We start from the raw sequence: 25903 nt of genomic DNA, 5'->3' as shown, positions 1-25903 counted from the left end.
CACGGAGCAGTGGTCAGGCTCTGGCGGTTTCGCTTGCGGTCTGGCCTTGGGCCTTGGCAGCCGCAGCGGCAGCGGCGTCCTTTATGTTGACCGCGTGCAGGCCTTTGGGGCCCTGGATGATGTCGAACTCCACGGACTGGCCAGCCTTCAGCGTCTTGTATCCGTCCATCTGGATGGCCGAGTAATGAGCGAAAAGGTCATCGGATTTACCTTCCTCGTTGATGAATCCGTAGCCCTTGGCATTGTTGAACCACTTGACTTTACCGCTTGCCATCCCTATGTCCCTCTGCAAAGGACTCCATCACTGGAGTATCATCCACTTCATCCGCATACGAACCATGCGAAAAATCTGGTTGACTGCGCGGATCTTTATCGACCACGGTGGGTTCTTATTGGTTGTAACACCGTTTTGCCGATAGTCAAGGTCATGCGGCGCGTGCGCCGGAGGCTGACTTTGCGCTCAACCCACAACTTTAACCTGTCGATCATGATGAAATTCTTTCCATGCATGCACCTAGTGAGATTCGACTAACATTCAATCAGGATCGCCCGCAATCGAATGAGGACGACGGCTCAGGTCTTGCTGTCCAGGAAGCCAAGCCGATCCTGCAGGCGCCACCGATGTACAAGGTGGTTTTGTTCAACGATGACTACACACCAATGGATTTCGTCGTCGAAGTGCTCGAGACGTTCTTCAGTCTGAACCGCGAGCTGGCGACCAAGATCATGCTGACCGTCCATACCGAGGGGCGGGCAGTGTGCGGATTGTTTACCCGTGACATCGCCGAAACAAAGGCCATGCAGGTCAACCAATACGCCAGGGAAAGCCAGCATCCGCTACTCTGTGAAATCGAGAAGGACGGTTAATCGCCGACCACTTGGGTATGAGGTGAAGCTATGTTAAACCGCGAGCTCGAAGTCACCCTCAATCTGGCCTTCAAGGAGGCTCGTTCGAAGCGTCATGAGTTCATGACCGTCGAACATCTGCTGCTGGCACTCCTTGACAATGAGGCTGCTGCGACCGTTCTGCGCGCCTGTGGCGCCAATCTCGACAAACTCAAGCACGACCTGCAAGAGTTCATCGATTCCACCACACCCCTGATTCCGGTCAACGACGAAGACCGCGAAACCCAGCCTACCCTGGGCTTCCAGCGTGTGCTGCAGCGTGCCGTGTTCCATGTTCAGAGCTCCGGCAAGCGCGAAGTGACCGGCGCCAATGTGCTGGTGGCGATCTTCAGCGAACAGGAAAGCCAGGCCGTGTTTCTGCTCAAGCAGCAGAGCGTGGCCCGTATCGACGTGGTCAACTACATTGCTCACGGTATTTCCAAGGTGCCGGGCCATGGCCCCAACACCGAAGGCGACCAGGAGATGCAGGACGAGGACGGTGGCGAAACGTCATCGTCGAGCAACCCGCTGGATGCCTATGCCAGCAACCTGAACGAACTGGCACGTGCCGGGCGCATCGACCCGCTGGTGGGCCGTGAGCAGGAAGTCGAGCGTGTTGCGCAGATCCTGGCGCGCCGGCGCAAAAACAACCCGCTGCTGGTCGGTGAGGCCGGGGTGGGCAAGACGGCCATCGCCGAAGGCCTGGCCAAGCGTATCGTCGACGGCCAGGTGCCTGACCTGCTGGCTCAGAGCGTGGTGTATTCCCTCGACCTGGGTGCACTGCTGGCCGGTACCAAGTACCGCGGCGACTTCGAGAAGCGCTTCAAGGCGCTGCTCGGCGAACTGCGCAAACGCCCGCAGGCGATCCTGTTCATTGACGAGATCCACACCATCATCGGCGCCGGTGCGGCTTCCGGTGGGGTCATGGATGCGTCCAACCTGCTCAAGCCGCTGCTGTCGTCTGGCGACATTCGCTGCATCGGTTCGACCACCTTCCAGGAATTTCGCGGCATCTTCGAGAAGGACCGTGCCCTGGCACGGCGTTTCCAGAAGGTCGATGTCAGCGAGCCTTCGGTGGAAGACACCGTGGGGATCCTGCGCGGGCTCAAGGGCCGGTTCGAGAGCCACCACAACATCGAGTACAGCGACGAAGCCCTGCGCGCCGCTGCAGAGCTGGCCTCGCGCTACATCAACGACCGGCACATGCCGGACAAGGCCATCGACGTGATCGACGAGGCGGGTGCCTACCAGCGCCTGCAGCCTGAGGCAAACCGGGTCAAGCGTATCGAGGTGCCACAAGTCGAAGACATCGTCGCCAAGATCGCGCGGATTCCGCCAAAGCATGTCACCAGTTCCGACAAGGAGCTGCTGCGCAACCTTGAGCGTGACCTGAAGCTGACCGTGTTCGGGCAGGACCCGGCCATCGACTCGCTGGCGACGGCGATCAAGCTGTCCCGTGCGGGGCTCAAGGCGCCCGACAAGCCGGTGGGTTCGTTCCTGTTCGCCGGGCCTACCGGTGTCGGCAAGACCGAAGCGGCGCGGCAGTTGGCCAAGGCGCTGGGTGTGGAGCTGGTGCGCTTCGACATGTCCGAGTACATGGAGCGGCATACCGTTTCGCGTTTGATCGGTGCACCGCCTGGCTATGTCGGGTTCGACCAAGGTGGCCTGTTGACCGAGGCGATCACCAAGCAGCCGCATTGCGTGTTGCTGCTGGACGAAATCGAGAAGGCGCACCCTGAAGTCTTCAACCTGCTGCTGCAGGTGATGGACCACGGCACGCTGACCGACAACAACGGGCGCAAGGCAGACTTCCGTAACGTGATCCTGATCATGACCACCAACGCCGGGGCAGAGACTGCGGCGCGGGCTTCGATCGGGTTTACCCATCAGGACCATGCGTCCGATGCCATGGAAGTCATTCGCAAGAGCTTCACGCCGGAGTTCCGCAACCGCCTGGACACCATCATCCAGTTTGGCCGCCTGAGCCACGAAACCATCAAGAGCATCGTCGACAAGTTCCTTATCGAACTGCAGGCGCAGCTGGAAGATAAACGTGTGCTGTTGGAGGTCAGTGATGAAGCGCGCGGCTGGCTGGCGGCGTCGGGCTACGATGTGCAGATGGGTGCACGGCCTATGGCGCGGCTGATCCAGGACAAGATCAAGCGGCCGCTGGCTGAAGAGATCCTGTTCGGTGAGCTGGCCGAGCATGGCGGCGTGGTGCACGTCGACTTGCGCGATGGCGAGTTGGTGTTCGACTTCGAGACCACGGCTGAGGTGGCGTGATGGCGGGGGCCGCTTTGCGGCCCATTCGCAGCGCAAGGCTGCTCCTACAGGGTGTCACATTCCCAGGTAGGAGCAGCCTTGCGCTGCGAATGGGCTGCAAAGCAGCCCCAACCATTCTTGAAGGCACAAAAAAGCCCGGCACTTGGCCGGGCTTTTTCATGGCTTGGGCTTAGCGCGCACGATACGTGATGCGGCCTTTGCTCAGGTCGTAAGGTGTCAGTTCGACGCGGACCTTGTCGCCAGTGAGAATACGGATGTAGTTCTTGCGCATCTTTCCGGAGATGTGCGCGGTTACGACGTGCCCGTTTTCCAACTCCACGCGGAACATGGTGTTGGGCAGGGTGTCGACGACAGTACCTTCCATTTCGAAGCTGTCTTCTTTCGACATGCAGTTGAGCCCTCGGTGTCCAGTGTTGGCCCGACGCATAACCGCACCGGGCAAAAAAGTGGCGTGGATTATGCCGGAAAATAGTATTTCAAGCCAATGCTTTCAGTTGAGGGTGACCCAGCGCTGGTTGATCAGCAGCTCGATGGGGCGATACTGGGTCTTGTAGTTCATCTTCTTGCAGTTCTTGATCCAGTACCCGAGGTAAACCGCCTCCAGGTTCTGCCGAAGGGCTTCGGTGATCTGCCAGAGGATGGCGAAACGGCCCAGGCTGCGGCGCTCTTCATCGGGCTCGTAGAAGGTGTAGACCGCCGACAAGCCGTTGGGCAGCAGGTCGCATACCGCCACCGCCAGCAGGCGCCCTGCCAGGCGGAACTCGTAGAACCAGCAGAAGGGCAGGTCACGTACCAGGAAGGTGGAAAACTGATCACGGCTGGGCGGGTACATGTCGCCGTCGGCATGACGGGTTTCGATGTAGCGCCGGTACAGGTCGAAATACTCTTCCTTGAACGCCGGGCGTGCGGCGGTCACGGTCAAGTCGGCGTTGCGCTTGAGAATGCGCCGTTGCTGGCGGTTGGGGATGAAGCGGGCCGCCGGAATGCGTGCTGGCACACAGGCGTTGCAGTTTTGGCAATGGGGGCGGTACAGGTGATCGCCACTGCGCCGAAAACCCATCTCCGACAGGTCGGCGTACACGTTCACGTCCATTGGCTGGCTGGGGTCGAGAAACAGCGTGGTTGCCTGCTCCTCGGGCAGGTAGCTGCAGGAGTGGGGTTGAGTGGCATAAAACTTCAACCGCGCCAACTCTGTCATGATCAACCCCTTCGGTGAGACTTTGCCTTAAGTGTAAGCCAGCTCTGAGAACTCGCCTAGGGAACCCAGGTGGCGCTGTTGGGCTGGTCGAGGTAGCGTGCCAGGTAGTCGGCAAAGTCGGCGCGGCTGATGGCGCGCGCGCCCAGGCTGTGCAGGTGGTTGGTCGGCATCTGGCAGTCGATCAGCACAAAACCGGCCTGGCGCAGGTGTGCGACCAGCGTCACGAAGCCGACCTTGGAGGCATTGTCGGCGCGGCTGAACATCGATTCGCCGAAGAACAGGCGGCCCATGGCCAGGCCGTAAAGGCCGCCGACCAGCTCACCGTCCTGGCGCACCTCCACCGAATGGGCGTAGCCAAGCCGGTGCAGCTCGCAGTAGGCCGCGCGCAGGGTGTCGGTGATCCAGGTGCCGTCGGCGTAGTCACGCGGCGCGGCGCAGGCGGCGATCACGCCGGCGAAGTCGGTGTCGAAACTGACCTGGTAATGGCCCTGGCGCATGAACTTGGCCAGCGAGCGCGAGACGTGCAGTTCGTCTGGCAGCAGCACGGTGCGAGGGTTGGGTGACCACCAGAGGATCGGCTGGCCGTCCTGGTACCAGGGGAAGCAGCCGTGGCGATAGGCCTGCACCAGGCGCTCGGGGCTCAGGTCGCCGCCGGCGGCGAGCAAGCCGTTGGGTTCGTGCAGGGCCTTTTCCAGGGGTGGAAAGGTCAGCGAGTCGCGGGTCAGCCAGGTAAGCATGGTCTATCGTGCGGTGGGGGAGGGGAGTGGTCAGCATGGCGTGGCTGAAAAGCAGGGTCAATCACTGCGGTTCATTCGCCGTAGCGCAGGCAGCCCTTTAGGCATTTTCCTACACATTCATGAGGCCGCAGGCACCATCCGGGACATTTGCTGTCACACCTGTGCAAAAACACAGCATAAGCCTTTGTCACAAAAGAAAATGCATGCTCAAATTGCAGCTAAGTGAAAGCAGCCCCCTCAAGCCCATGTGCGGCGCGCCGCCATGGCGGCTGGCGGGCAGTAATGTTAAAAGTAGTGGTTCATTGGCCAGACACCGGCCGATCACTATTGGACGCGCAGCACGCGCAGGAATAGACGCGTTTTGAAGAAATCCACCGCAACTCCAGCTCCCTTGCCAGTGCCTATGTGGCGGCAGCAGCTGCACTATCGTCTCAAGGAAGGTGCGTTGATCGCTGTCGGCGCCCTGTGCCTGTACCTGTGGATGGCGCTGCTGACCTACGACACTTCCGACCCTGGCTTCAGCCACACCAGCAACATTGACCAGGTGCAAAACGCCGCCGGGCGAGCAGGGGCCTACTTCGCCGACATCCTGTTCATGGTGCTGGGCTATTTCGCCTACATCTTCCCGCTGCTGCTGGCGATCAAGACCTGGCAGATCTTCCGCGAGCGCCACCAACCCTGGGAGTGGAGCGGCTGGCTGTTCTCCTGGCGCCTGATCGGGCTGGTGTTCCTGGTGCTGTCGGGCGCAGCCCTGGCGCATATCCATTTCCACCCGCCGGCGAGCATTCCGTTCTCTGCGGGCGGTGCCCTCGGCGAAAGCCTGGGCGAACTGGCGCGCAGCCTGCTGAACGTGCAGGGCAGCACGTTGATGTTCATTGCCCTGTTCCTGTTTGGCCTGACGGTGTTCACCGACCTGTCCTGGTTCAAAGTGATGGACCTTACCGGCAAGATCACCCTCGACCTGTTCGAGCTGGTGCAAGGCGCCGCCAACCGCTGGTGGGAAGCCCGCAACGAGCGCAAGCGCCTGGAGGCGCAGTTGCGTGAGGTGGATGAACCGAGTTTCAACACCGCGCCAGCGGCTGCGCAGAAGCGCGAGCCGGTCAAGCCTCAGCTACGTGAGCGTAGCGTCGAGCGCGAAGAGGCGCCCGCCCGGCCTGCCCCAACACGCGAACCCGTGGTGGCGCGCGAGACAGTGGTGCCCCGCGAGCAACCTGCGGCGCCAGTGATCATCCCGCCAGCCCCGGCCAAGGCGCCAGAACCGAGCAAGCGGGTGATGAAGGAAAAACAGACCCCGCTGTTCGTCGACAGCGCTGTGGAAGGCACGTTGCCGTCGATCTCCATTCTCGATCCGGCCGAGCAGAAAAAGATCGAGTACTCGCCTGAATCCCTGGCCGGTGTTGGCCAGCTGCTGGAAATCAAGCTCAAGGAATTCGGCGTGGAAGTCTCGGTGGACTCCATCCACCCAGGCCCGGTCATTACCCGCTACGAAATCCAGCCCGCGGCAGGGGTCAAGGTCAGCCGTATCGCCAACCTGGCCAAGGACCTGGCGCGCTCGCTGGCAGTAACCAGCGTGCGCGTGGTCGAGGTGATCCCGGGCAAGACCACCGTGGGTATCGAGATCCCTAACGAAAACCGGCAGATGGTGCGTTTCTCTGAAGTGCTGTCGTCGCCGCAGTTCGACGAGTCCAAGTCGCCGGTTGCATTGGCCTTGGGCCATGACATCGGTGGCAAACCGGTGATCACCGACCTGGCCAAGATGCCGCACCTGCTGGTGGCCGGTACTACCGGTTCTGGTAAGTCGGTGGGTGTGAACGCGATGATCCTGTCGATCCTGTTCAAGTCCGGCCCGGAAGACGCGCGGCTGATCATGATCGACCCGAAGATGCTCGAACTGTCGATCTACGAAGGCATCCCGCACCTGTTGTGCCCGGTGGTCACCGACATGAAGGACGCCGCCAACGCGCTGCGCTGGAGCGTCGCCGAGATGGAGCGCCGCTACAAGCTGATGGCCGCGATGGGCGTGCGTAACCTGGGCGGCTTCAACCGCAAGATCAAGGACGCTCAGGAGGCCGGCGAGGTCATCCACGACCCGCTGTACCGTCGCGAGAGCATGGACGACGAGCCACCCGCGCTGAAGACCCTGCCGACCATCGTGGTGGTGGTCGACGAATTCGCCGACATGATGATGATCGTCGGCAAGAAGGTCGAAGAACTGATCGCCCGTATCGCCCAGAAAGCGCGGGCCGCCGGTATTCACCTGATCCTCGCCACCCAGCGCCCGTCGGTTGACGTGATCACCGGCCTGATCAAGGCCAACATCCCGACGCGCATGGCGTTCCAAGTGTCGAGCAAGATCGACTCCCGCACCATCATCGACCAGGGTGGCGCCGAGCAGTTGCTCGGTCACGGTGACATGCTGTACATGCCACCCGGCACCAGTCTGCCGATCCGCGTGCACGGTGCGTTCGTTTCCGATGACGAAGTGCACCGCGTGGTGGAAGCCTGGAAGCTACGTGGCGCGCCGGACTACAACGACGACATCCTCAACGGCGTCGAAGAGGCCGGCAGCGGCTTCGAAGGCGGCGGCGGTGGTGGTGACGGCGACGATTCGGAAAGCGATGCACTGTATGATGAAGCCGTGCAGTTCGTGCTCGAGAGCCGCCGTGCCTCCATTTCCGCTGTGCAGCGTAAGCTGAAGATCGGCTACAACCGTGCCGCACGCATGATCGAGGCAATGGAGATGGCCGGCGTGGTCACCCCGATGAACAGCAACGGCTCGCGGGAAGTGATAGCCCCAGGCGGCCCGCGCGATTGATGAACACCTTGCCGGGCGCCTGCTGGGCGCCTGGCTCATTTACTGTCCTACGAGGATTTCCATGCGCGCGATTCGCATGCTGTTGGTTTCTGCCCTGGCCATGGGCTCTGTGTCGGCCCATGCCGGCGAGTTGGACGTGAAGCGCCTGACCCAGTTGCTGGAAAAGTCGCAGACGATCGATGCCAATTTCTCTCAGCTGACGCTGGGTGCCGACGGCACTAGCCTGCAGGAGACCAAGGGCCAGATGACCGTCAAGCGCCCGGGCCTGTTCTACTGGCACACCGATGCCCCGCAGGAGCAAGTGGTGGTGTCTGATGGCAAGATGGTCACCCTGTGGGACCCGGACCTTGAGCAGGCCACCATCAAGAAGCTTGATGTACGCCTGAACCAGACCCCGGCGCTGCTGCTGTCCGGTGACGTGTCGAAGATCAGCCAAAGCTTCGACATCGCGTCCAAGGAGCAGGGCGAAGTCATGGATTTCACCTTGAAGCCGAAAACCAAGGACACCTTGTTCGACTCCCTGCGCGTGTCGTTCCGCAAGGGCCTGATCAATGACATGCAGCTGATCGACAGCGTCGGCCAGCGGACCAACATCCTGTTCAGTGGGGTGAAGGCCAACCAGGCAGTGCCTGACAGCAAGTTCAAGTTCGATGTCCCGAAAGGCGCGGATATCATCCAGGAGTAACCGGAGCCCGTGATGGACCTGTTTCGAAGCGAACCCGTCGCCCAGCCCCTGGCTGCTCGCCTGCGCCCGTCCAACCTGGACGAGTACGTTGGTCAGGAGCACCTGCTGGCGCGCGGCAAGCCGCTGCGCGAGGCGCTGGAGCAGGGGGCGTTGCACTCGATGATCTTCTGGGGGCCGCCCGGGGTGGGCAAGACCACCCTGGCGCGGCTGCTGGCGCAGTTCTGTGACGCGCACTTTGAAACGGTCTCGGCGGTACTGGCAGGGGTCAAGGAGATCCGCCAGGCGGTCGAGGTGGCCAAGCAGCAGGCGGCCCAGTATGGCCGCCGCACCATCCTGTTCGTCGACGAAGTGCACCGCTTCAACAAGTCGCAGCAGGACGCCTTTTTGCCCTACGTGGAAGACGGCACGCTGATCTTCATTGGTGCCACCACCGAAAACCCGTCCTTCGAGCTCAACAATGCGTTGCTTTCGCGCGCGCGGGTGTACGTGCTCAAGAGCTTGGACGAGCCGGCACTGCGCAAGCTCGTCGACCGTGCCTTGAGCGAAGAGCGCGGCCTGGGCAAGCACAACCTGCAGGTGGGCGACGAGGCCTTCAAGATGCTCATGGCTGCCGCCGACGGCGATGGCCGGCGCATGCTCAACTTTCTCGAAAACGCCTCTGACCTGGCTGAAGATGGCAGCGAAATTGGCGTCGAGCTGCTGCAAAGCCTGCTCGGTGACAGCCGCCGGCGCTTCGATAAGGGCGGCGAGGCGTTCTATGACCAGATCTCGGCGTTGCACAAATCGGTGCGCGGCTCCAACCCCGATGCCGCGCTGTACTGGTTCGCGCGTATGCTCGATGGGGGGTGCGACCCGCTGTACATCGCCCGCCGGGTGGTGCGCATGGCCAGTGAAGACATCGGCAATGCCGACCCGCGTGCCCTGAGCCTGTGCCTGTCGGCGTGGGACGTTCAAGAGCGCCTGGGCAGCCCCGAGGGTGAGTTGGCTGTGGCCCAGGCCATCACCTACATCGCCTGTGCGCCAAAGAGCAATGCGGTGTACATGGGCTTCAAGACTGCCCTGCGCGAGGCGGCCGAGCATGGTTCGCTGGAAGTGCCGCTGCACCTGCGCAACGCCCCGACCAAGTTGATGAAGCAATTGGGCTACGGCGACGAATACCGCTATGCCCATGACGAGCCCGATGCCTACGCGGCAGGTGAAGACTATTTCCCTGACCAACTCGAGCCTCGCCAGTATTACCAACCCGTGCCCCGCGGCCTGGAGCTCAAGATCGGCGAGAAGCTGCGGCACCTGGCCGAGCTGGATCGCAGCAGCCCTCGTCAACGGAGAAAGCCGTGATAGCACTGATCGCTGCTGTCAGTGCCGGGGGTATTGCAGGTACTCTGCTGCGCTTTGCCACCGCGAACTGGGTGGTCGCCCACTGGCCACGGCACTTCTATCTCGGTACGCTGGCGGTCAATTTGATCGGCTGCCTGTTGATCGGCCTGCTGTATGGCCTGTTTTTGCACAAGCCCCTGGTGCCGGTCGAGCTGCGCGCGGGCCTGATCGTCGGCTTCCTGGGCGGCTTAACCACGTTTTCCTCCTTTTCGCTCGATACCGTACGCCTTATGGAAAGCGGGCAGATGCCCCTGGCTTTGGGCTATACCGGTATCAGCGTGGTGGGCGGGCTGCTCGCGACCTGGGCTGGCCTGTCCTTGACCCGATTCTGAACCAACACCTACACATAACGAGAGAACGATATGCTCGATTCCAAACTGTTACGCGGCCAACTTCAGGAAGTGGCGGATCGCCTGGCCTCCCGTGGCTTCAGCCTGGATGTCGCGCGCATCGAATCACTGGAAGAGCGCCGCAAGGCCGTGCAGACGCGCACCGAGCAACTGCAGGCCGAGCGTAACGCCCGTTCCAAGTCCATCGGGCAGGCCAAGGCCAAGGGCGAAGATATCGCGCCGCTGATGGCCGACGTCGAGCGCATGGCCAACGAGCTGGCCGCAGGCAAAGTCGAGCTGGACGGCATCCAGGCTGAACTGGATGGCATCCTGCTGACCATTCCTAACCTGCCGGACGCCAGCGTGCCGGTTGGTGCCAGCGAAGACGACAACGTTGAAGTACGCCGCTGGGGCACCCCTAAGGCCTTCGACTTTGAAATCAAAGACCACGTCGCCCTGGGCGAAATCAGCGGTGGCCTGGACTTCGAAGCGGCAGCCAAGCTGTCTGGCGCCCGCTTTGCCGTGCTGCGTGGCCCGATCGCCCGCCTGCACCGCGCGCTGGCGCAGTTCATGATCAACCTGCACACCGGCGAGCACGGCTACGAAGAGCACTACACCCCGTACCTGGTACAAGCGCCGGCCCTGCAGGGCACCGGCCAGCTGCCGAAGTTCGAGGAAGACCTGTTCAAGATCAGCCGCGAAGGCGAAGCTGACTTCTACCTGATCCCAACCGCCGAGGTTTCGCTGACCAACCTGGTTGCCGGTGAAATCCTCGATGCCAAGCAACTGCCGCTCAAGCTGGTCGCCCACACGCCTTGCTTCCGCAGTGAAGCCGGCGCATCGGGCCGTGACACCCGTGGCATGATCCGCCAGCACCAGTTCGACAAGGTCGAAATGGTCCAGGTGGTCGAGCCATCCAAGTCGATGGAAGCCCTCGAAGGCCTGACCGGCAATGCCGAGCGCGTGCTGCAGCTGTTGGAACTGCCCTACCGGGTACTGGCGCTGTGCACCGGCGACATGGGCTTCGGTGCGGTGAAAACCTACGACCTGGAAGTGTGGGTACCGAGCCAGGACAAGTACCGCGAGATCAGCTCCTGCTCCAACTGCGGTGATTTCCAGGCGCGTCGCATGCAAGCCCGCTGGCGCAACCCGGAAACCGGCAAACCAGAGCTGGTGCATACCCTCAACGGTTCTGGCCTGGCAGTAGGCCGCACCCTGGTGGCGGTATTGGAGAACTACCAGCAGGCCGACGGTTCGATCCGTGTGCCTGAGGTGCTCAAGCCGTACATGGGTGGTGTCGAGGTCATCCGCTAAATGGATTACCTGCCACTGTTCCACAAGCTGCAGGGCGGCCGGGTACTGGTCGTCGGCGGCGGTGAAATTGCCTTGCGCAAAGCGCGCCTGCTGGCGGATGCCGGCGCCGCGCTGCGCGTGGTGGCGCCCGAGGTTGACGGCCAACTGGCCGCACTGGCCCGGGAAGGTGGCGGTGAGGTCTTGGTGCGCGGCTATCAGGCGCCCGACCTGGTCGGTTGCCGGCTGGTGATCGCGGCCACTGATGACGCTGGGCTGAACGCCCAGGTGTCGGCCGATGCCCAGGCGCTCAACCTGCCGGTCAATGTGGTGGACGCGCCGGCCCTGTGCACGGTGATCTTCCCGGCCATCGTCGACCGCTCGCCGTTGGTGGTGGCAGTCTCCAGTGGGGGGGATGCGCCCGTGCTGGCGCGTTTGATTCGCGCCAAGCTGGAAGCGTGGATCCCTTCGGCCTACGGCGAGCTCGCCGGGCTGGCGGCGCGGTTCCGGCACCAGGTCAAACGCCTGTACCCAGACGTCAACCAGCGTCGCGGCTTTTGGGAAAATGTCTTCCAGGGCCCGATTGCCGAGCGTCAGCTGGCCGGGCAGGGTGCCGAGGCCGAACGCCTGTTGCAGGCCATGGTCGATGGCGCGCCGGTGCAGCAGGGCGGTGAGGTGTATCTGGTGGGGGCAGGGCCGGGCGATCCGGACTTGTTGACTTTCCGCGCCTTGCGCCTGATGCAGCAGGCCGATGTGGTGCTGTACGACCGCCTGGTGGCCCCGGCCATCATCGACATGTGCCGGCGTGATGCCGAGCGTATCTACGTTGGCAAGCGCCGCGCTGACCATGCCGTGCCGCAGGACCAGATCAACCGCCTGCTGGTCGACTTGGCCAAGCAGGGCAAGCGCGTGCTGCGCCTCAAGGGTGGCGATCCGTTCATCTTTGGCCGTGGTGGCGAGGAGATCGAACAGCTGGCCGAGCAGGGCATCCCCTTCCAGGTGGTGCCCGGTATTACCGCGGCCAGTGGTTGCTCAGCCTATGGCGGCATCCCGCTGACCCATCGCGATTACGCCCAATCGGTGCGCTTCGTGACCGGGCACCTCAAGGATGGCACCAGCAATTTGCCTTGGGATGACCTGGTCGCACCGGCGCAAACCCTGGTGTTCTACATGGGGTTGGTGGGTTTGCCGACCATTTGCGCCGAACTGATTCGTCATGGGCGTGCGGCCAGTACGCCAGCGGCGCTGGTGCAGCAAGGCACTACGCGCAATCAACGGGTGTTTACGGGCACCCTGGCGGATCTGCCGGCGCTTGTCGCCCAGCATGAAGTGCATGCACCGACCCTGGTGATTGTTGGGGAAGTGGTGCAGTTGCGTGAGAAGCTGGCGTGGTTTGAAGGGTCGCAACATAGCTGAAACGGGTGGGGCCGCTTTGCGGCCCTTCGCAGCACAAGGCTGCTCCTACACAGGCGTGCGCCGGACCTGTAGGAGCAGCCTTGTGCTGCGAAGGGCTGCAAAGCAGCCCCGCTGTGTCACCGGTTAACCCAGATCCCCTGGCCCGCCAACCGCTCCCGATCATGCGCCACACCAAATTCCTGCAATGGCCCTTTAGGCACGATCCCATTCGGGTTGATGGTCTTGTGGCTCATGTAGTAATGCTTCTGGATATGCTCCATATCCACCGTCTGCGCCACCCCCGGCCACTGGTACACTTCGCGCAGCCAGTTTGACAGGTTGTGGTAGTCGCTCAGGCGTCGCAGGTTGCACTTGAAGTGCCCGTGGTACACCGCATCAAAGCGCACCAGCGTAGTGAACAGTCGTACATCCGCCTCGGTGAGGTACTCGCCAGCAAGGTAGCGATTGCGGCTTAGCACGTCTTCCAGGTAATCCAGCTCATTGAACACCTCGTCAAACGCGGCCTCGTAGGCCTCTTGCGTGGTGGCGAAGCCTGCGCGGTAGACACCATTGTTCACCGCGGGGTAGATCCGTTCGTTCAGCGCTTCGATCGCCGGGCGCAAGGGCTCGGGGTAGAGGTCCAGGCGGTTGCCGGTCAGCTCGTCGAAGGCGCTGTTGAAGATGCGGATGATCTCGGCCGATTCGTTGTTGACGATACGCTTCTCTTTTTTGTCCCACAGCACCGGCACGGTAACGCGCCCGGTGTAGTGCGGGTCATCCTGGGTGTAGCGTTGGTGCAGGAATTCGAGTGCATCGAGGTGGTCGCCGGTGGAGCCCTGCTGCTGGTCGAAGGTCCAGCCATTCTCTTGCATCAGCCAGCTCACCACCGACACATCGATGAGCGGCGACAGGCCCTTGAGGGCACGGAAAATCAGGGTGCGGTGCGCCCATGGGCAAGCCAGCGATACGTACAGGTGATAACGGCCGGCCTCGGGTGCGGGCAACGCGTTGCGGCGCTGGGCGTTTTCGCGTTTGAAGGCCCCGTCTTTGCCGGTTTCATACCACTGGTCGTGCCAGCGGCCGTCGATCAAAAGGCCCATGTTGAGCTCCTAGAACAAAGTTGTTTGTCGTTGGAGCCCAGTCTAGGGAATATCGTTCGAATAAATAGCGCAAAGACTCGGGGTCTTTAATCGATTAAATCGATGCGTTGCGTTCGCTCCAGTAGCGACGCGCTGTGGCGAAGGCGTCGTCACGGTTCTGCCCCAGCCCGCGCAAGGCCAGGGCCATGGTGGCGACCACGGCCATTTCGCCGTAGCTGTCTTCGGCTTCGCCCTGCCACACGGCGAGCAGTTGCTGCGGCTGCAGGCTCGGTGGTTTGACATGGCGGCGTTCGCTCAGGGCTGGCCACTCTTCATCCCAGGCCTCGCCCGCTGTAGTGCCATAGAGATGGCTGATGACATCGGGATTGACCTCGATCTCGCCGCCATCGCCCTTGATCACGACGGCATGGTCGCCGAGCAGGCGGCTAGCTTCACGGTGCACCGCCTGGTAGCCAGGGTGGAAGATGCTCTGCAGGCCGCAGCGTGCACCCAGCGGGTTCAGTACCCGAGCCAAGGAATGGATTGGCGAGCGCAGGCCCAAGGTGTTGCGCAGGTCAATCATGCGTTGCAACTGGGGTGCCCAGTCCTGCAGCGGGAAAAACGCCAGCCGCTGCTGGTCGAGCGCGGTGCTGACGGCCGCCCAGTCGCGGCACAGCGGAATCTGCAGCTGTTCGAGCAGTTGTTCAGTGAACATGCGCCCGGCGGTGTGGGCGCCGCCGCCATGCATCAGGATGCGCACCCCGTTGTTGGCCAGGCACTTGGCCGCCAGCAGGTACCAGGGCAGGTGGCGCTTCTTGCCCGCGTACGTGGGCCAGTCCAGGTCCACGGCAATGTGCGGCGCTTGCAAGTGCGCGCGCAGGGCCTCGGTGAAACCGGCCAGTTCATCGGCGCTTTCTTCCTTGTGCCGCAGCAGCATGAGGAAGGCGCCGAGCTGGGTGTCCTCGACTTTGCCTTCCAGCAGCAAGGTCATGGCCGCGCGGGCTTCTTCGCGGGTCAGGCCGCGCGCGCCGCGCTTGCCTTTGCCAAGGATGCGCACGAATTCGGCGAACGGGTGTTCGGCGGGTGTTTCCAGGGTGAGCGGGCGTGGTTCGATCATATGCAGTTGGTCGGCTTGGGCAGGCCCGCCAGCTTGGCGGCAAGTTTGGCAGGAGTGCCGTTGAACAGGCGGTTCAGGTGCGGGCTGTTGCCCTTTTCAGGGCCCAGCTTCAGCGCGGTGTACTTGATTAGCGGGCGTGTGGCCGGCGAAAGCTGGAATTCCTGGTAGAACTGGCGCAGCAGCTCGAGGATTTCCCAGTGGTCAGCGGTCAGCGGGATGCCTTCACGTGTGGCGAGGGCATCGGCGACGGCAGGGGACCAGTCGTGCAGGTCGACCAGAAAGCCGTCCTTGTCCAGGGCAATCGTTTGATCGCCAACGTTCAGCGTACTCATAGCCAGCTGTTGACCTTGTCGTAATGCAGCGACAGCTCGACGAATGCAGCATAGTCCACAGGCTTTGCCAGGTCGTTGGCGACCGCGCGGGCGTGCAGGTCTTCTTCGAGGGCGAACAAGCGCTGCTCTAGCGCGGCGGCTTGCAGCAGGCGCTGGGGCTCGCTACCGGCGTGCAGTGCATAGACCGCGTCACCGCACAGCAGCAGTGCATCGTCGGCGCCGAGCAGGCGCAGGCAACTGGCCAGGCGGTCGTCGCCGAAGGGCGAGTGGGCAATTACATGCAGGGTTGTCATCACAGCGTTACCACCTGGTCAAAACGGGCGATCAATGCGGTCAGTGCCGCGTCGTCTAGCACCTGCACCGGTAGCGCCAGGGTGTCGGCGGCAAGGCCGCGCTGGCGCAGGCTATGGCTGCAGGCGAAGAGCGCTTCGACGCCGAACATCGGCAAAGCCTGCAGGTTGGCCGCCAGGTTCTTCTGTTGCAAGGTTGAAGGTTGCTGGCCCGGGGCGAGCTGGAACACGCCATCGTCCAGAAACAGCATGCCCAGTGGCAGGTCGAACGCGCCACCGGCCAGTGCGATGTCCAGTGCCTCACGGGCCGATGGGCCGTTCCAGGGTGCCTGGCGGCTGATGATCAACAAGGATTTGGCCATTTCAATCGCCTCCGAAGCAGATCAGCCGATCGGCACTCTGCGCCGCCTCATGCAGTTGGCCGAGCCCGGACAGCTCCCAGGGCTTGGGCAGGTTCGCGGCCGGCCGTTGATAGCGGCTGGCTTCGGCCTCGTCGAGCACGCCACGGCGCAACGCAGCGGCAATGCACACCACCGCGTCCAACTGGTGGTGGTCGATGAAGGTGCGCCATTGGGCGGCGACATCCAGCTCGTCCTGGGGCGTAACCACGTTGGCTGAGGCACTGTGTACCCCGTCCTGATAGAAGAACAACCGGGCAATCTCATGCCCGCCGGCCAGCACCGCCTCGGCAAAGCGCAGGGCGCGGCGCGAGGAGGGCGCATGGGCCGGGGAAAAAACCGCGATAGCGAATTTCATGGACAACTCATGCAAAGGAATGCCGCCATGATAAAGCAAAAAAGCCCATCCCCGCTCATACAAGGACCTCGTGGCCTTGTGCAGAGGGGGTGGGCTTTTCAGCGAGGTGCTGAAGGGTCAGGCGCGCTCTTTGCTCTCTGGCAGGAACCAGTTCAGCACCAGGGCGCAAATACCGCCGGTGGCGACGCCCGACTCCAGCACATTGCGGATTGCCGCGGGCATGTGGGCTAGGAACTCAGGCACCTGGGCCACGCCCAGGCCCAAGGCCAGCGACACGGCAATGATCAGCAGGGCGCGACGGTCCAGCTGCGTGCTGGCCAGGATGTTGATACCCGAGGCCGCTACCGCGCCGAACATCACCATGGCCGCGCCACCCAGTACCGGCTCCGGTACCGCCTGGATTACTCCGGCAACCGTCGGGAACAGGCCCAACAGCACCAGCATCACAGCGATCCAGATGCCGATATGGCGGCTGGCGATGCCGGTCAGCTGAATAACGCCGTTGTTCTGGGCGAAGATCGAGCTGGGGAAGGTGTTGAACAAGCCGGCCAGCAGCGAGTTGGCGCCGTTCACCAGCACGCCGCCTTTGATCCGCTGCATCCACACTGGGCCTTCGACCGGTTGGCGCGAGACCTTGCTGGTGGCGGTAACGTCACCAATGGCTTCCAGCGATGTCACCAGGTAGATCACCAACATCGGAATGAACAGCGCCCACGAGAAGCTCAGGCCAAAGTGCAGCGGCGTGGGCACCTGGAACAGCGCAGCCTCGTGCATGCCAGTGAAGTCCAGGCGGCCCAGGTAGCCGGCCAGCGCATAGCCCACCGCCAAGGCGATGACGATGGCGCAACTGCGCATCCATACCACCGGGATGCGGTTGAGAATGACGATAATCGCCAGCACCACGCCCGACAGCAGCAGGTTTTCGCCATTGGCGAAGGTGCCGTTGGCCATCGCGCCAAAGCCGCCGCCCATGCTGATCAGGCCGACCTTGATCAGGGTCAGGCCAATCATCAGCACGACGATGCCGGTTACGAGTGGCGTGATCAGGCGTTTGACGAACGGCAGGATGCGCGACACGCCCATCTCCACGAAGGAGCCTGCGATCACCACGCCAAAAATGGCCGCCATCACGCCTTCTACCGGCGTGCCTTGCTTGACCATTAGCGCACCGCCAGCAATCAACGGCCCGACGAAGTTGAAGCTGGTGCCCTGAACAATCAGCAACCCCGCGCCAAACGGCCCGAAGCGCTTGCATTGGACGAAGGTGGCGATGCCGGAGATCACCAGCGACATGGATACGATCAGGTTGGTGTCCCGCGCCGAAACACCCAGCGCCTGACAAATCAGCAGGCCAGGTGTCACGATCGGCACGATGATGGCCAGCAGGTGCTGCAGCGCCGCCAGCAGGCCGATCAGCAGCCGTGGCTTGTCCTCAAGACCCAGCACCAGTTCATTGGCAGGCGCCGATGCGCCTGGGCTGTGTTCGTGTGAGCTCATTGCAGAAAGCCGCCCCGGAAGAAAAAAGGAGCGCATTCTACGGGCTGAAGCGCAATTGGGGTAGGGGCAAGCACGATGGCGGCATGATCGGTGTCTGTTCGCTCAATAAGCTGACTTTTAAGTCAGTCTTTGGCGCACAAAAAAGCCCGCCGAAGCGGGCTTTTCCATGAGGCGCAGTATCAGTCGTCGCGGCCCATGATGCCGAACAGCTGCAGCAGGCTGACGAACAGGTTGTAGATCGATACATACAGGCTGATGGTCGCCATGATGTAGTTGCGCTCGCCGCCATGGATGATTGCGCTGGTCTGGAACAGAATGCAGACCGACGAGAACAGCACGAAGCCAGCGCTGATCGCCAGTTGCAGGCCGCTGATCTGGAAGAAGAAGCTGGCAACCACCGCACCCAGCAGCACGAAGAAGCCTGCCGTGATGAAGCCGCTGAGGAAGCTCATGTCCTTGCGGGTGATCAGCACATAGGCCGACAGGCCACCGAACACCAGTGCGGTCATGGCGAATGCCGAGCTGACCACTTCAGCGCCACCGGCCATGCCCAGGTAACGGTTGAGAATAGGGCCGAGGATGAAGCCCATGAAGCCAGTGAGGGCGAAGGTGGACACCAGGCCCCAGGCCGAATCACGCAGTTTGTTGGTGAGGAAGAACAACCCGTAGAAGCCGATCAGCACCACGAACACGTTCGGGTAGCCGACGCGCATCTGCTGGGCCACAAAGGCCATGACACCGCTGAAGGCGAGGGTGAGTGCCAGCAGGCTGTACGTGTTGCGCAGGACTTTGCTGATCTCCTGCTGCTCGACCTGCTGGCCGTGGTGTACGGCGTAATCCTGTTCGCGCATGGCGAGGCTCCTTGGTAAACCTGTGGTTTCAGACGTTCAGATGCTAGGAGTCTATCAGACGTCCTGCAACCCGCGACACAGAGAGTTTGACAGCGTGTTTCATTACGGTATTATGGCGGCCGCAAAACGAGCTGGAAGCGTGGCCGAGTGGTTTAAGGCAACGGTCTTGAAAACCGTCGATGGGCAACTATCCTAGAGTTCGAATCTCTACGCTTCCGCCATATTCAAAGCCCTGATTATTCAGGGCTTTTTGCGTTCTAGGAATCTCTGAAAAACGCACATCACAAGCTTAAACGCTTCCGCATCTTTCTGGTCGTTTCCGCAATCCTGATCCTGAACAGCCTGTCCAGATATAGGCTGATGGACCGCGTGCGTCTGCAGGGCCGAATCCGCGCCCCCTTCGACAGCTGCGGCTTTCAATAGCTACGCGGGAGGGGGGCAGGACGGAAAAACCTAGGCTGTCTCTGGTTGCTTTCTCATCTATTGGGATAGAATGAGGGGTTTGTCGTGATGGCAAAAAGCTAGGATGGCATGTGTGTCCACGCCTTCTTGCGTAGGTACGCACAATTGCTATTTGGACTCGGAGAGGAACAAATGGATCAAGTGAAGATTAGATACGCAAAATTGGACGAGTTGTTCCTTGATCCATTGAACCCTAGGCTCGGTAGAAACCTCGCCAAGCCAAATACAAAGCAGGATAAAATTCTCGAGGTAATGAGTGACTGGACTCTAGACGAGTTAGCAGTTTCTTTTATCGAAAGCGGATTTTGGCCCCAAGAGGCCCTGATTGTTGTCGAAGAGCAAATCTACGGCCACGTAAGTCTGGTGGTAGTAGAAGGTAATCGTCGACTCGCAGCTCTAAAGAAACTAAGGCAAGCTGTTGATGGTAATGTTAAAGAGAGGAAGTGGAGAGAGCTAGCAGCGTCAGCTGAAACTCTCCCTGCACAATTTTTTGATGAGATCCCGTATATAAAGGTCCCTAATCGCAGAGCGGTTTCTGCCTTCCTGGGGTTTCGTCATGTTACAGGTATTAAAGAGTGGGATCCGGCGGAGAAGGCTCAGTTCATCGCCGGGCTTATCGAGCAGGAAGGTTTATCTTACGAAGAGGTGATGCGAAAGATCGGTAGCAAGACACCTACCGTAAGAAGCCTTTACATCGCATACCGTTTGCTGTTGCAGCTCGAGGACGCCGAAGGCGTAGCTATCGATAAGATTGAAGACAAGTTTAGTGTTCTTTACCTGTCCTTGCGCACAGCTGGTGTTCAGAAATATCTTGGTGTTGACATAAAGGCTGAGCCCCAGGACGCGAAGTTCCCTGTTGCCCAAGAGAACGAGAAAAATCTCACGAATTATGCAACTTGGATGTTCGGTGATGATAAGAGGCCTCCTCTCTTCTCTGATTCTCGTAACATTGATAAATTTGGTCGGATGCTTCTGAGTAGTGATGCTGTATCATATTTGGAAGGGAGTGAAAGCCCGAATTTTGAATTTGCATTAAAAAAGGCGGGTGGTGATACTGAGGAGGTTGTCAGCTTGCTCTCTCAGGCGGCCGATAGCGTGGAAATTGCCTTCAGTACGTTGCATATGCATCAAGAAGATAAGGAAGTCATCGAGATTGCAAGGAGGCTTGCTTTCCATCTGGTACAAATGACTAAAATTTTCCCTGAGCTGAAATTGTTGGTACAGGAAAAAATTTAAATGTACGTTTTGCCTGAGAAAGGGATAAGCCCAAGTAAGACTGTGCATAACTGTGATAAAGTCGCTGTTGCTGATTGGATCTTGGCTTCGTCGTTGTTTGGTGAGGAAGATGTCTCTAGGGTCGATGTGCTTGATGCTTTAATGGAAAGCCAAGTTTACTCGGACCAGAAATTTTGTCAGGAATTTGTTGCGGATATTTGGCGGTTGTTGGAGGGGTTCTTCCAAGATGTCAATTCTCCTTGTCTTGAGTATCATTCTCGAGCTATCCGCTCCAGGGCTTCTTGGAAGGATGATAAAGCACTGTCTTATTGTATAACCGCTTCACTGAGGCATTACTATGAGGCTTGGTCCAAGCAGTGTGGTAATTTCATTGTACAAGGGCAGATTCTAGAAGAGCTTACCCGCCTTTCTCTGAGTGCACATCATCCTAACATTGTGTTCAAGACCACTGGCTGGAGCGGTATAAACAATAATCAGAAGTTTAGTGAGCTTGTTAAGCAAATTTGCACCGACGCAAACTTTATGGAGCAGGGTCTAGAGCTTTGGGATACTGGAATGGTTAAAGACAAAGGCTTGGATGTCTATGGCTATTTTCAGAGTAAAGGTCGTAGGCCTAGTGCACCATTTCTAATGTTTCAGTGTGCTTCGGGCGGGAATTGGAAAGACAAGCGAGCAACCCCTGATATTCATATATGGAAAAGTATTATTCAGACATACTCTATGCCGCTTCGAGGTATGGCTATTCCATTCTTAGTTAATGAGGTTGATTTTCAGCAAAGCTTGATTATTATCCAAGGGCCGCTGTTGGATCGGCCGGTATTACTCTCGGGCATAAATGGAAATGGTGCTCTCGGTCAGGATTTGCAAAACTCTATTGAAGAGTGGGTTGAATCTAGAATTGATAAGTTAGAAGTTTTATGAGTCAGGCATTTAGATTTATTGATCTGTTCTCGGGTTTGGGAGGGTTCCACCTAGCGGCAAGTTCTCTTGGAGGGCACTGTGTTTTTGCTAGCGAGATCAATGAGAACTTGCATGGAGTTTACGAGCAGAACTATGGGGTTAGGCCGTCGGGAGACCTCCGTCTTGTAGACCCGTCGATGATACCTGATCATGACTTGCTGTGCGCAGGTTTCCCTTGTCAGCCATTTTCCAAAGCTGGCGGCCAGAAGGGTTGGCGGGATACTGTACGCGGCACGTTATTCTTCAATATCGCTCAAATTATCGAGTTAAAGTCTCCCAAATATGTTATTTTAGAAAACGTTGCGAATTTTCTGAAGCACGATGGCGGCAATACCTATCGACAAGTAATTCAGGCATTGAATGAGTTAGGGTACGAGGTAGCCGCGTCCAAGCTGTCTCCGCATCAGTTTGGTGTACCTCAGCATCGCGAGCGAATGTTCATTGTAGCGGTACGTAGTTCTCTAGGCTCTTTTACTTGGCCTAAGCCTACGCATGAGCCTACAGATATCGCCCAGGTTCTCGATGATCTACCCGCTGCAGCCAAGCCGATCCCTCCTCATGTGATCGAATGTTTAGGGGTGTGGCAAGAGTTTCTAGATGCGCTTCCGGGAAGCTTTAGAATTCCGTATTATCCTATTTGGAGTATGGAGTTTGGCGCGACATATCCGTTAGATCGGCCTCTTCATAAGCTGAAAGTAAAAGAGCTTCAGCAGTATAAGGGGAGTTTTGGTATTAGCCTTTCGGGTATGCGGCGGGAGGAAATTTATAAAAATCTTCCCAGCCATGCCTTGCGAGAAGTGGGGTTTCCGTCTTGGAAGGTTCGCTTCATTGAGAATAATAGAAGGCTGTTCGAGGAAAATCGAACGGCTCTAGAGGCATGGGTTGAAAAAATAAAGGGGTTTCATTCTTCTCTTCAGAAGTTGGAGTGGAATAATAAAGACGGAGAACGTAGCGTCTGGTCTCATCTGATTCAAGCTCGGGCCTCTGGATTGAGAGTCAAGAAAACCACTTGCGCTCCCGCACTTGTCGCGGCTTCTGATAGCCAAATTCCTATTGTTGCATGGAAGCGGCGTTACCTTTCAGTCCGAGAATGCTCCCGCTTGCAAAGTATGGAGTCACTGATAATGCCTGAGTCGGTTTATGATGCGTACGAAGCGCTAGGTAATGCGGTAAATGTTCATGTGGTTAAGCTTATTATGCAGAACTTACTATTATCTGGTGAAAGTGTAGAGCTTGAGAAGTTTTATGGCTCGGCTGTAATGTCTGTCTAAAGTTGTTATCAACCTAAGCTCGTGCTTAGGTTGATTCGCTTGAGTGCTATCGTGTAGGCTGGACTATCTCACCAACTCGCCGATAGACGGTTTCGGTGATGCGTTTGTCAGTGTGTCCCAGTAGGCGGCTTGCGTGACCCAAATCACCGATTTCGCTTGCCGCCTTGGGGCGAATGTCTCTGAACTGAAACTGGCGAATCTGCTCGGCCAGAATCTTGTCCTGGCCCGCAAGGGCAAGCTCAATTGCGGTCTTCCTAGCATCGTCGAAGCGAAGTCGAAGCATTGAGGCCGTGACAGCTCTACCGTCTTGTGTGCTGATCAGATAAGGACTGCGAACTCCGCGCTCCTTCCGCTGAGCCAGCAAGCGTTCTATGAGCAGGCCCAGGTGATTAACCTGCTCCCCGGAGCGGAGCTCAATACGCAGTTTCTTGGATGTCTTGCCCTGTGCGACCTGAAGGTATTCGTCATCGCAATCCGCGGCTCTCATGGATAGAATATCGGCCGGTCGCTGGCCTGTGAGGTAGGCCAGATCCATAGCGTCGCGTAACTCGCTGGCAGCACGATCGTAAACGGCGTTCCAAATCTCTGCTCCAGCATAGAAATCACGGGGTCGCTCTTTGTTCTTACGCACGCCAGCAGCAGGATTTTCTCTTTCGGTTATGCCCCATTCCCGCGCCATATTATAGATGTGCGATAGAAGAGAGATCTCTCGATTCGCGCGAACTTTACCTGATCGCTTGTCTCTGTACTGAGCGATGACCTGAGGAGTGATTGCGTCGATCGGTGCATCGTTGAACGCTGCGCGAAGTTGTCTCAATGAGAGCAGGTTGTCTTTTTGTGTACGTGGCATCTTCCCTGGGATGACATCTCGCTCATACCGATTAAATACGTCACCCAGCAGACGGGTAATTTTCGGTACTGACTTTCGGTCAAGCTTGGCCCATTCAATTTTCGCCACATCCAAGTCTGTACCGAGCGGGATCTCAATGCGTTTACCATTCTCATCACGACCGTCGTAGTAATAGCCCACCCATTGTTTGCCGCTTTTCAAGGTGCGCACCCGCCTTAACATGCGCGGTGGTAGGTCTCTATTACTGGCTTTCTTAAAACGCATTTATCAGCTCACTCGTGTCATGTCGAGCGTCCAGGTTTCGGCCGCCGCGTTTGCCTCAGATGCGTTAAGCCCGGCCAGCTTGAGGCGGGCATATAGACGGCCCACTACGGGGCGTCGGGCTCCACTCAAAATATGCTTCCAACCGTTCGCTGTGAGCCATTGAATTTGTCTAGAAGGAGTCAGATAGCCAGTAATGATGGCTATCTCATCTTCCGTAAGAAGCTCTCCAAGGAATGAAACGAGGGGGGCTGAATGGTCATTGGAGATCACTGCTGGGTTCGTTACCTTCATGACATCACCCCCTCACCATTGCCCTGACTCCAACCCATGGAGTGCTGCCGCTGCCACTCGTGGAACCTGGCCATTTCCAAGGGCTTTAAGTCGGTCCACCCTAAAGGCCACCCCATCAGCCACTCGACCCATATCGGGTTCAATTGGCCACCGTGAAGGGCCATCACCGCATGGTCCAACCGATCCTTCGAGCGGCTGGCGCCCGATCTGCGTTGGAGTGCGTTGGGCGACGAGCCTTTGGACATGCTCGCGACTGGGGTTGGCCAGGATTGGAGAGTGCCTGTCGTTTCTCCATCCAAGTAGCCAGATGCGGTCGCGTCTATGGGGCGCTCCGAGATCTGCCGCTGATACAAGACACCACTCCGAGTCGTACCCCATTTGGGTAAGGTCACCAACGACCATGGCAAGTCCTCGGCCCACAAGCATTGGTGAGTTCTCCAGGAGGACCTCTCCGGGCAATACTTCGCTGATGATTCGAGCCATGTCCTTCCAAAGTCCAGAGCGGGATCCTTCAATTCCAGTGCCGGGACCAGCGCTGGATATGTCTTGGCACGGAAAGCCGCCAGAAATGACATCAACAAGCCCTCGCCAGCGTCGGCCGTCAAAACTGCGCACGTCAGACCAAATTGGGAAAGGCGGCAGAACTCCATCGTTCTGTCGTTGCGCCAGAACTTGTGCGGCGTAGGCATCACGTTCAACTGCGCAGATCGTGCGCCATCCCAATATGTGTCCGGCAAGAACTCCTCCACCAGTACCTGCGAAAAGAGCCAGCTCATTCATAGTTTCTCCGCAGGTTTCAAAATTTCGCAGGTATCGTTGAGTTGGTTGAGCACCTGCTTGCTGGCAAGGCTGAACAATTCATCGGCGGAAACCGGCGTTACTGCTTGCTCGAAATTTCGCACCGCGTCAAACCGAGAGCGGTATAGCCCGGCCTGGCCGAGCCAAGCGTGAGGTCTGGCTGCGCGGCTGTTCCACAAGTCCGCGAGGCCTGCTTTCTCGCCGAACAAGACTCGGGTGCTGGCGTCGCACTTGCTGCAGGTGATCATGTCGCCCCCATGGTTCGGATCGCGCTCGTCCTCGATGGTGAGCCGAGTCGCAGGGCTGCCGCAGAACGGGCAGGGGGCAAGAGTTTCGTCGTTGTTCATGCTGCCACCTCCGCGCTTGGCGTACTTGCCGGAGTGTCGCGTAGTTGGGTGTGAATGCGTTCAGCCAGACCTCCCAGGCCGGCGGCCTGCAGCCTGGCGCGCGATGCCTGCTGGGTTGCCTTCATTGCTGTTAATGTCCGCTCCGTCAGACTCAGCGTTTCCATAGCGCTGATGAGCAGTTCGTAATCCGCCCTGGTCACCGCTAACCCGGTGTAAGACATGATCCGGGCCTCCAGCTCGCGGATGCTGTCTTTGAGGTGTGCGATAGCCGTGTGGTGCTTACGCTGATCTGCTTCGGCTTGAACACGGGCTTCATTTAAGTCGTCCTGAAGGCCTTTGATCCGCAGTTTCAGATCAGCCTTCAGGCTCTGTTTGTCTGCGTCCAAGCCTTTGCTGAAGGCGCGCTGGCGGGCTTTCGCAAAGAGGAAAGGCAGGATGGCCAGGGTGATCAGCCAGAGAATGCCAATGGCAAGAACTTGTTGATGTGGTTGCATGTGATGTGCTCCAG

General features: G+C 59.2%; 27 protein-coding genes, 1 tRNA gene and 1 pseudogene. 12 read left to right on the top strand and 17 right to left on the bottom strand.

What is annotated here, in order from left to right; genetic code table 11:
• Positions 1 to 15 precede the first annotated feature (15 nt).
• Positions 16 to 274, bottom strand: a pseudogene (cspD, locus tag GIB19_RS11025) (cold shock domain-containing protein CspD); the annotation flags it as partial.
• Positions 275 to 504: 230 nt separating this feature from the next.
• Between cspD and clpS the strand changes: the two are divergent.
• Both clpS and clpA read left to right on the top strand, forming a co-directional pair.
• On the top strand, positions 505 to 867 hold the full coding sequence (gene clpS / locus GIB19_RS11020; RefSeq protein ID WP_003251220.1) for an ATP-dependent Clp protease adapter ClpS: 363 nt from the start codon (positions 505 to 507) through the stop codon (positions 865 to 867).
• A 30-nt stretch (positions 868 to 897) separates the two neighbouring features.
• Positions 898 to 3168, top strand: coding sequence for an ATP-dependent Clp protease ATP-binding subunit ClpA (gene clpA, locus GIB19_RS11015; protein WP_099428815.1), 2271 nt, complete (start codon positions 898 to 900; stop codon positions 3166 to 3168).
• A gap of 169 nt (positions 3169 to 3337) precedes the next feature.
• Here clpA and infA read toward each other — a convergent pair whose 3' ends face one another.
• The 3 genes from infA to aat form a co-directional block, all read right to left on the bottom strand.
• Positions 3338 to 3556 carry a translation initiation factor IF-1 gene (infA, locus tag GIB19_RS11010; protein ID WP_002553999.1) on the bottom strand — a complete coding sequence of 73 codons (219 nt, stop codon included), beginning with the start codon at positions 3554 to 3556 and terminating at the stop codon, positions 3338 to 3340.
• A gap of 102 nt (positions 3557 to 3658) precedes the next feature.
• Positions 3659 to 4366: an arginyltransferase gene (locus tag GIB19_RS11005; protein ID WP_027592734.1), complete on the bottom strand. Its 708-nt coding sequence runs from the start codon at positions 4364 to 4366 to the stop codon at positions 3659 to 3661.
• Positions 4367 to 4422: 56 nt separating this feature from the next.
• Positions 4423 to 5103, bottom strand: coding sequence for a leucyl/phenylalanyl-tRNA--protein transferase (gene aat / locus GIB19_RS11000; RefSeq protein WP_085272999.1), 681 nt, complete (start codon positions 5101 to 5103; stop codon positions 4423 to 4425).
• Between the two features lie 403 nt (positions 5104 to 5506).
• Between aat and GIB19_RS10995 the strand changes: the two genes are divergently transcribed.
• The 6 genes from GIB19_RS10995 to cysG all read left to right on the top strand — a co-directional run bounded on the left by GIB19_RS10995 (position 5507) and on the right by cysG (position 13015).
• Positions 5507 to 7918, top strand: coding sequence for a DNA translocase FtsK (locus GIB19_RS10995; protein WP_172960345.1), 2412 nt, complete (start codon positions 5507 to 5509; stop codon positions 7916 to 7918).
• A 61-nt stretch (positions 7919 to 7979) separates the two neighbouring features.
• Positions 7980 to 8603, top strand: coding sequence for an outer membrane lipoprotein chaperone LolA (gene lolA / locus GIB19_RS10990; RefSeq protein WP_027592731.1), 624 nt, complete (start codon positions 7980 to 7982; stop codon positions 8601 to 8603).
• 12 nt (positions 8604 to 8615) lie between these two features.
• Positions 8616 to 9941, top strand: coding sequence for a replication-associated recombination protein A (locus tag GIB19_RS10985; RefSeq protein WP_085273001.1), 1326 nt, complete (start codon positions 8616 to 8618; stop codon positions 9939 to 9941).
• Positions 9938 to 10312, top strand: a complete 375-nt coding sequence (gene crcB / locus GIB19_RS10980) for a fluoride efflux transporter CrcB (RefSeq protein ID WP_099428816.1) — start codon at positions 9938 to 9940, stop codon at positions 10310 to 10312. Before GIB19_RS10985 ends, crcB begins: the two co-directional genes overlap by 4 nt.
• Positions 10313 to 10342: 30 nt before the next feature.
• Positions 10343 to 11623 (top strand): serine--tRNA ligase, encoded by a 1281-nt coding sequence (gene serS, locus GIB19_RS10975; protein WP_085273003.1) that lies wholly within the window; start codon positions 10343 to 10345, stop codon positions 11621 to 11623.
• Positions 11624 to 13015 (top strand): siroheme synthase CysG, encoded by a 1392-nt coding sequence (cysG, locus tag GIB19_RS10970; RefSeq protein WP_027592727.1) that lies wholly within the window; start codon positions 11624 to 11626, stop codon positions 13013 to 13015. It begins immediately after the preceding gene.
• Positions 13016 to 13131: 116 nt separating this feature from the next.
• Here the strand turns inward: cysG and GIB19_RS10965 are convergent, their stop codons facing one another.
• The 8 genes from GIB19_RS10965 to GIB19_RS10930 all read right to left on the bottom strand — a co-directional run bounded on the left by GIB19_RS10965 (position 13132) and on the right by GIB19_RS10930 (position 18916).
• Complete coding sequence (locus GIB19_RS10965) at positions 13132 to 14094, bottom strand: glutathione S-transferase family protein (RefSeq protein ID WP_274885521.1); 963 nt, start codon at positions 14092 to 14094, stop codon at positions 13132 to 13134.
• A gap of 94 nt (positions 14095 to 14188) precedes the next feature.
• Positions 14189 to 15190 (bottom strand): glycosyl transferase family protein, encoded by a 1002-nt coding sequence (locus GIB19_RS10960; protein WP_274885520.1) that lies wholly within the window; start codon positions 15188 to 15190, stop codon positions 14189 to 14191.
• The gene (locus GIB19_RS10955) at positions 15187 to 15522 is read right to left on the bottom strand and encodes a TusE/DsrC/DsvC family sulfur relay protein (RefSeq protein WP_027592724.1); all 336 of its coding nucleotides are present in this window, start codon (positions 15520 to 15522) and stop codon (positions 15187 to 15189) included. Before GIB19_RS10955 ends, GIB19_RS10960 begins: the two co-directional genes overlap by 4 nt.
• Positions 15519 to 15815, bottom strand: coding sequence for a sulfurtransferase complex subunit TusB (tusB, locus tag GIB19_RS10950; protein WP_265967904.1), 297 nt, complete (start codon positions 15813 to 15815; stop codon positions 15519 to 15521). The genes GIB19_RS10955 and tusB overlap by 4 nt, the downstream gene beginning before the upstream one ends.
• Positions 15815 to 16174 carry a sulfurtransferase complex subunit TusC gene (tusC, locus tag GIB19_RS10945; protein ID WP_099454724.1) on the bottom strand — a complete coding sequence of 120 codons (360 nt, stop codon included), beginning with the start codon at positions 16172 to 16174 and terminating at the stop codon, positions 15815 to 15817. The genes tusB and tusC overlap by 1 nt, the downstream gene beginning before the upstream one ends.
• 1 nt (position 16175) lies before the next feature.
• Entirely contained in the window at positions 16176 to 16568 is a 393-nt protein-coding gene (gene tusD / locus GIB19_RS10940; protein WP_099428820.1) for a sulfurtransferase complex subunit TusD, read from the bottom strand.
• A gap of 117 nt (positions 16569 to 16685) precedes the next feature.
• Positions 16686 to 18065, bottom strand: coding sequence for a nucleobase:cation symporter-2 family protein (locus GIB19_RS10935; RefSeq protein WP_085273009.1), 1380 nt, complete (start codon positions 18063 to 18065; stop codon positions 16686 to 16688).
• A gap of 179 nt (positions 18066 to 18244) precedes the next feature.
• Positions 18245 to 18916 carry a Bax inhibitor-1/YccA family protein gene (locus GIB19_RS10930; RefSeq protein WP_003251184.1) on the bottom strand — a complete coding sequence of 224 codons (672 nt, stop codon included), beginning with the start codon at positions 18914 to 18916 and terminating at the stop codon, positions 18245 to 18247.
• 133 nt (positions 18917 to 19049) lie between these two features.
• Between GIB19_RS10930 and GIB19_RS10925 the strand changes: the two genes are divergently transcribed.
• The 4 genes from GIB19_RS10925 to GIB19_RS10910 all read left to right on the top strand — a co-directional run bounded on the left by GIB19_RS10925 (position 19050) and on the right by GIB19_RS10910 (position 22845).
• Positions 19050 to 19137, top strand: a tRNA-Ser gene (locus tag GIB19_RS10925).
• Positions 19138 to 19510: 373 nt separating this feature from the next.
• Positions 19511 to 20614 (top strand): hypothetical protein, encoded by a 1104-nt coding sequence (locus GIB19_RS10920; protein ID WP_274885509.1) that lies wholly within the window; start codon positions 19511 to 19513, stop codon positions 20612 to 20614.
• Positions 20615 to 21535 carry a hypothetical protein gene (locus GIB19_RS10915; RefSeq protein ID WP_274885508.1) on the top strand — a complete coding sequence of 307 codons (921 nt, stop codon included), beginning with the start codon at positions 20615 to 20617 and terminating at the stop codon, positions 21533 to 21535.
• The gene (locus tag GIB19_RS10910) at positions 21532 to 22845 is read left to right on the top strand and encodes a DNA cytosine methyltransferase (RefSeq protein WP_274885507.1); all 1314 of its coding nucleotides are present in this window, start codon (positions 21532 to 21534) and stop codon (positions 22843 to 22845) included. Before GIB19_RS10915 ends, GIB19_RS10910 begins: the two co-directional genes overlap by 4 nt.
• A gap of 46 nt (positions 22846 to 22891) precedes the next feature.
• Here GIB19_RS10910 and GIB19_RS10905 read toward each other — a convergent pair whose 3' ends face one another.
• Genes GIB19_RS10905 through GIB19_RS10885 form a run of 5 tightly spaced genes read right to left on the bottom strand, consistent with a single transcriptional unit; the run spans position 22892 to position 25889 of the window.
• Positions 22892 to 23959 carry a tyrosine-type recombinase/integrase gene (locus GIB19_RS10905; RefSeq protein WP_274885506.1) on the bottom strand — a complete coding sequence of 356 codons (1068 nt, stop codon included), beginning with the start codon at positions 23957 to 23959 and terminating at the stop codon, positions 22892 to 22894.
• 3 nt (positions 23960 to 23962) lie between these two features.
• On the bottom strand, positions 23963 to 24250 hold the full coding sequence (locus tag GIB19_RS10900; RefSeq protein ID WP_274885505.1) for a DUF4224 domain-containing protein: 288 nt from the start codon (positions 24248 to 24250) through the stop codon (positions 23963 to 23965).
• Between the two features lie 12 nt (positions 24251 to 24262).
• Positions 24263 to 25030, bottom strand: coding sequence for a DNA cytosine methyltransferase (locus GIB19_RS10895; protein WP_274885504.1), 768 nt, complete (start codon positions 25028 to 25030; stop codon positions 24263 to 24265).
• The gene (locus tag GIB19_RS10890; RefSeq protein ID WP_274885503.1) at positions 25027 to 25395 is read right to left on the bottom strand and encodes a Lar family restriction alleviation protein; all 369 of its coding nucleotides are present in this window, start codon (positions 25393 to 25395) and stop codon (positions 25027 to 25029) included. The genes GIB19_RS10895 and GIB19_RS10890 overlap by 4 nt, the downstream gene beginning before the upstream one ends.
• Positions 25392 to 25889 (bottom strand): hypothetical protein, encoded by a 498-nt coding sequence (locus GIB19_RS10885; protein ID WP_274885502.1) that lies wholly within the window; start codon positions 25887 to 25889, stop codon positions 25392 to 25394. The genes GIB19_RS10890 and GIB19_RS10885 overlap by 4 nt, the downstream gene beginning before the upstream one ends.
• Positions 25890 to 25903: the final 14 nt, after the last annotated feature.

It is taken from the genome of Pseudomonas sp. ITEM 17296, from assembly GCF_028895205.1.
Taxonomy (GTDB): domain Bacteria; phylum Pseudomonadota; class Gammaproteobacteria; order Pseudomonadales; family Pseudomonadaceae; genus Aquipseudomonas; species Aquipseudomonas kermanshahensis.
This window is presented reverse-complemented; position numbering and strand designations above follow the sequence as displayed.

Bases quoted from the DNA above. Each gene is read 5' to 3' on its own strand.
- clpS (WP_003251220.1), top strand. From the start codon at position 505: ATGCATGCACCTAGTGAGATTCGACTAACATTCAATCAGGATCGCCCG.
- clpA (WP_099428815.1), top strand. From the start codon at position 898: ATGTTAAACCGCGAGCTCGAAGTCACCCTCAATCTGGCCTTCAAGGAG.
- infA (WP_002553999.1), bottom strand. From the start codon at position 3,556: ATGTCGAAAGAAGACAGCTTCGAAATGGAAGGTACTGTCGTCGACACC.
- GIB19_RS11005 (WP_027592734.1), bottom strand. From the start codon at position 4,366: ATGACAGAGTTGGCGCGGTTGAAGTTTTATGCCACTCAACCCCACTCC.
- aat (WP_085272999.1), bottom strand. From the start codon at position 5,103: ATGCTTACCTGGCTGACCCGCGACTCGCTGACCTTTCCACCCCTGGAA.
- GIB19_RS10995 (WP_172960345.1), top strand. From the start codon at position 5,507: ATGTGGCGGCAGCAGCTGCACTATCGTCTCAAGGAAGGTGCGTTGATC.
- lolA (WP_027592731.1), top strand. From the start codon at position 7,980: ATGCGCGCGATTCGCATGCTGTTGGTTTCTGCCCTGGCCATGGGCTCT.
- GIB19_RS10985 (WP_085273001.1), top strand. From the start codon at position 8,616: ATGGACCTGTTTCGAAGCGAACCCGTCGCCCAGCCCCTGGCTGCTCGC.
- serS (WP_085273003.1), top strand. From the start codon at position 10,343: ATGCTCGATTCCAAACTGTTACGCGGCCAACTTCAGGAAGTGGCGGAT.
- cysG (WP_027592727.1), top strand. From the start codon at position 11,624: ATGGATTACCTGCCACTGTTCCACAAGCTGCAGGGCGGCCGGGTACTG.
- GIB19_RS10965 (WP_274885521.1), bottom strand. From the start codon at position 14,094: ATGGGCCTTTTGATCGACGGCCGCTGGCACGACCAGTGGTATGAAACC.
- GIB19_RS10960 (WP_274885520.1), bottom strand. From the start codon at position 15,190: ATGATCGAACCACGCCCGCTCACCCTGGAAACACCCGCCGAACACCCG.
- GIB19_RS10955 (WP_027592724.1), bottom strand. From the start codon at position 15,522: ATGAGTACGCTGAACGTTGGCGATCAAACGATTGCCCTGGACAAGGAC.
- tusB (WP_265967904.1), bottom strand. From the start codon at position 15,815: ATGACAACCCTGCATGTAATTGCCCACTCGCCCTTCGGCGACGACCGC.
- tusC (WP_099454724.1), bottom strand. From the start codon at position 16,174: ATGGCCAAATCCTTGTTGATCATCAGCCGCCAGGCACCCTGGAACGGC.
- tusD (WP_099428820.1), bottom strand. From the start codon at position 16,568: ATGAAATTCGCTATCGCGGTTTTTTCCCCGGCCCATGCGCCCTCCTCG.
- GIB19_RS10935 (WP_085273009.1), bottom strand. From the start codon at position 18,065: ATGAGCTCACACGAACACAGCCCAGGCGCATCGGCGCCTGCCAATGAA.
- GIB19_RS10930 (WP_003251184.1), bottom strand. From the start codon at position 18,916: ATGCGCGAACAGGATTACGCCGTACACCACGGCCAGCAGGTCGAGCAG.
- GIB19_RS10920 (WP_274885509.1), top strand. From the start codon at position 19,511: ATGGATCAAGTGAAGATTAGATACGCAAAATTGGACGAGTTGTTCCTT.
- GIB19_RS10915 (WP_274885508.1), top strand. From the start codon at position 20,615: ATGTACGTTTTGCCTGAGAAAGGGATAAGCCCAAGTAAGACTGTGCAT.
- GIB19_RS10910 (WP_274885507.1), top strand. From the start codon at position 21,532: ATGAGTCAGGCATTTAGATTTATTGATCTGTTCTCGGGTTTGGGAGGG.
- GIB19_RS10905 (WP_274885506.1), bottom strand. From the start codon at position 23,959: ATGCGTTTTAAGAAAGCCAGTAATAGAGACCTACCACCGCGCATGTTA.
- GIB19_RS10900 (WP_274885505.1), bottom strand. From the start codon at position 24,250: ATGAAGGTAACGAACCCAGCAGTGATCTCCAATGACCATTCAGCCCCC.
- GIB19_RS10895 (WP_274885504.1), bottom strand. From the start codon at position 25,030: ATGAATGAGCTGGCTCTTTTCGCAGGTACTGGTGGAGGAGTTCTTGCC.
- GIB19_RS10890 (WP_274885503.1), bottom strand. From the start codon at position 25,395: ATGAACAACGACGAAACTCTTGCCCCCTGCCCGTTCTGCGGCAGCCCT.
- GIB19_RS10885 (WP_274885502.1), bottom strand. From the start codon at position 25,889: ATGCAACCACATCAACAAGTTCTTGCCATTGGCATTCTCTGGCTGATC.